The following is a 2326-nucleotide window of genomic DNA, read 5'->3' on the forward strand; positions in this document are numbered from 1 at the left end:
TGTTCCAGTGGTCCGGGAAGGCCATTTGCGTTGCCGTGGGCGAAGGGGCGTCGAAGCCGGGTGAAGGTTGGCTTGGGATCGGTATGGCGATCTGCGGTGGTGACGAGGCGGTGGTGGTCATGAACTGTCGATCCCACTCGGTGGGATGGGCCAGTGCCGAGGCAGGAAGCCGGGCTCGAAGGTCTCGATGACGACCATGCGTCCACCGCAGCAGGGACAAGTGTTTCGCTCGTCGCCGTCGCCGTCGCCGCCCTCGGCGGGATTGCCGACACCGCACGGTGGCGCGGGGTTGGGCACGCCGAGCAGCCGGCGGGCTCGTTCGAGATTGTCGGCACGATTGCCGTTGGCGAACAGGCCGTAATGACGGATGCGGTGGAAACCTTCGGGCAGCACATGGATGAGGAAGCGCCGGATGAACTCGTCGGCGTCCAGCGTCATGACCTTGTAGCGAACGGCTTCCTTGGCCCGGTAATCCTTCCATTTGAAGGTGACGCGGCGGCCGTCGAAGGCGATGATGCGGCTGTTGGAAATGGCGACGCGATGGGTGTAGCGGGACAGGTAGGCGAGCACGGCTTCGGGGCCGCCGAAGGGTCGCTTCGAATAGACCACCCATTCCGCCCTTCGTAGCGGAGCAAGATAGGTTTCGAAGGCCGCCGGAGCGTTTAGGGCGACATGGTCGCCAAAGAATTGCAGACGTCCGGCACCGTGGGCGGCGACCAGCTTTTCCAGGAACAGGCGGCGGAAAAGTCGCGAGAGCACCCGGACGGGCAGGAAGAAGCCGGGGCGGCACGAGATCCAGTGCAGTCCATCGGGTGAAATGCCGCCGCCAGGCACGATGATGTGGGCATGCGGGTGGTGGGTCAGGGCCGAGCCCCAAGTGTGCAGCACGGCGGTCAAGCCGATGCGGGCGCCAAGGTGCCTGGGATCGGCCGCAATGGTGATCAGCGCCTCGGCGGCGGCCTTGAACAGCAGGGCGTAGATGACCGCCTTGTTTTGATGAGCGATGTCGGCAATCGGTGCCGGCAAGGTGAACACCATATGGAAATACGACACCGGCAGCAGTTCGGCCTGGCGCTCGGCCAACCACTCCTTGGCGGCGATGGCCTGGCACTTTGGGCAATGGCGATTGCGGCAGGAATTATAAGAAATCCGCGGATGCGCGCAGTCCTCGCAGCGTTCGACATGACCGCCCAAGGCCGCCGTTCGGCAGCGCTCGATCGCCGACATGACCTTCAGTTGGCCGCAACTCAGATGACCGGCATTGGCGTCGCGCCAGGCTGGTCCGCAGTGGCGGAAGATATCGGCCACCTCGACTGGCGGATGTGACATGGCGGGCTACGCCTCAGGCGGGCGGCTTCACCTCGGTGGGCAGGAGGTCGAGCGGGCTGGTGACTTCGCCGATCGCCTTGATGGCGACGCGGGTGTAGAGTGCCGTGGTGTCGAGCTTCTTGTGCCCGAGCAGAACCTGAATGACCCGGATGTCGGTCTTCTGCTCCAGAAGATGTGTCGCAAAGCTGTGGCGTAGCGTATGGACGCCGACACGCTTGGTGACGCCGGCGCGTGCCGCGGCCAGACGGACGACGCGGTGAAGCTGCCGTGTGCTCATATGCTGGCCGCGGTAGCCGGGAAACAGCCACGGCTGACCGGGAGTTATCCGGCCTGTCCTGCGCCCATGACGCCACCATTCCCGCAACAGTTCGAGCAGATTGGGCGAGAGCATGACATAGCGGTCTTTGTTACCCTTGCCCAGTTCGACCCGGATGACCATGCGATCGCTGTCGATGTCGGAGATCTTCAGCGATATCACCTCGGAGGCCCGCAGGCCGGTGGCATAGGCAAGGCTCAAAGCCGCCCTGTGCTTGATGTTCGTGGTCGAGGTCAGCATTCGGCCGACCTCTTCGGGGCTCAGCACGACGGGGAGGCGGCGGGGCTCACGGACCGACTGAACCTCGTCCGCCAGGTCACTCCGCTTCAAGGTCACCTTGAAGAAGAAGCGCAAGGCGCTGGCCATGGAGTTGATGGTCGGTGCCGTCGTGCCAATTGACACCAGCCGCACCTGATAGCGGCGAACGTCTTCGGCAGTGGCCTTGTCGGGAGAATGGCCGAAGAACTCCGCAAAGTCTTTGACGTGGCGGATATAGTCGTGCTGGGTCTTGGAACCAAGCCGGCGGATGGTCATGTCGTCTATCATGCGCTGGCGCAATGGGCTGATGGCCGCGTCGATCATGGCGGGGCTCCTGTCTTGGGTGAGGAGGCAAGTTCCTCAATCTCAAGATAGAACGCTCCCAGATCGCCACCGCGCCGTCGGTCCCAGCCGCCGCGAACT

The 2326-nt window shown here is 63.8% G+C and carries 2 protein-coding genes; both read right to left on the reverse strand.

Annotated features, from left to right (window positions below; all coding sequences use genetic code 11):
• Positions 1-117 precede the first annotated feature (117 nt).
• Positions 118-1329, reverse strand: a complete 1212-nt coding sequence (locus H7841_18260; GenBank protein ID MEO5338802.1) for an IS91 family transposase — start codon at positions 1327-1329, stop codon at positions 118-120.
• Positions 1330-1342: 13 nt separating this feature from the next.
• Entirely contained in the window at positions 1343-2227 is an 885-nt protein-coding gene (locus H7841_18265) for a site-specific integrase (GenBank protein MEO5338803.1), read from the reverse strand.
• Between the last annotated feature and the right edge of the window lie 99 nt (positions 2228-2326).

It is taken from the genome of Magnetospirillum sp. WYHS-4, assembly GCA_039908345.1.
In the GTDB taxonomy this organism is placed as follows: Bacteria; Pseudomonadota; Alphaproteobacteria; order Rhodospirillales; family GLO-3; genus JAMOBD01.

Coding starts and splice junctions, on each gene's coding strand:
- H7841_18260 (MEO5338802.1), bottom strand. CDS start 1,329: ATGTCACATCCGCCAGTCGAGGTGGCCGATATCTTCCGCCACTGCGGA.
- H7841_18265 (MEO5338803.1), bottom strand. CDS start 2,227: ATGATCGACGCGGCCATCAGCCCATTGCGCCAGCGCATGATAGACGAC.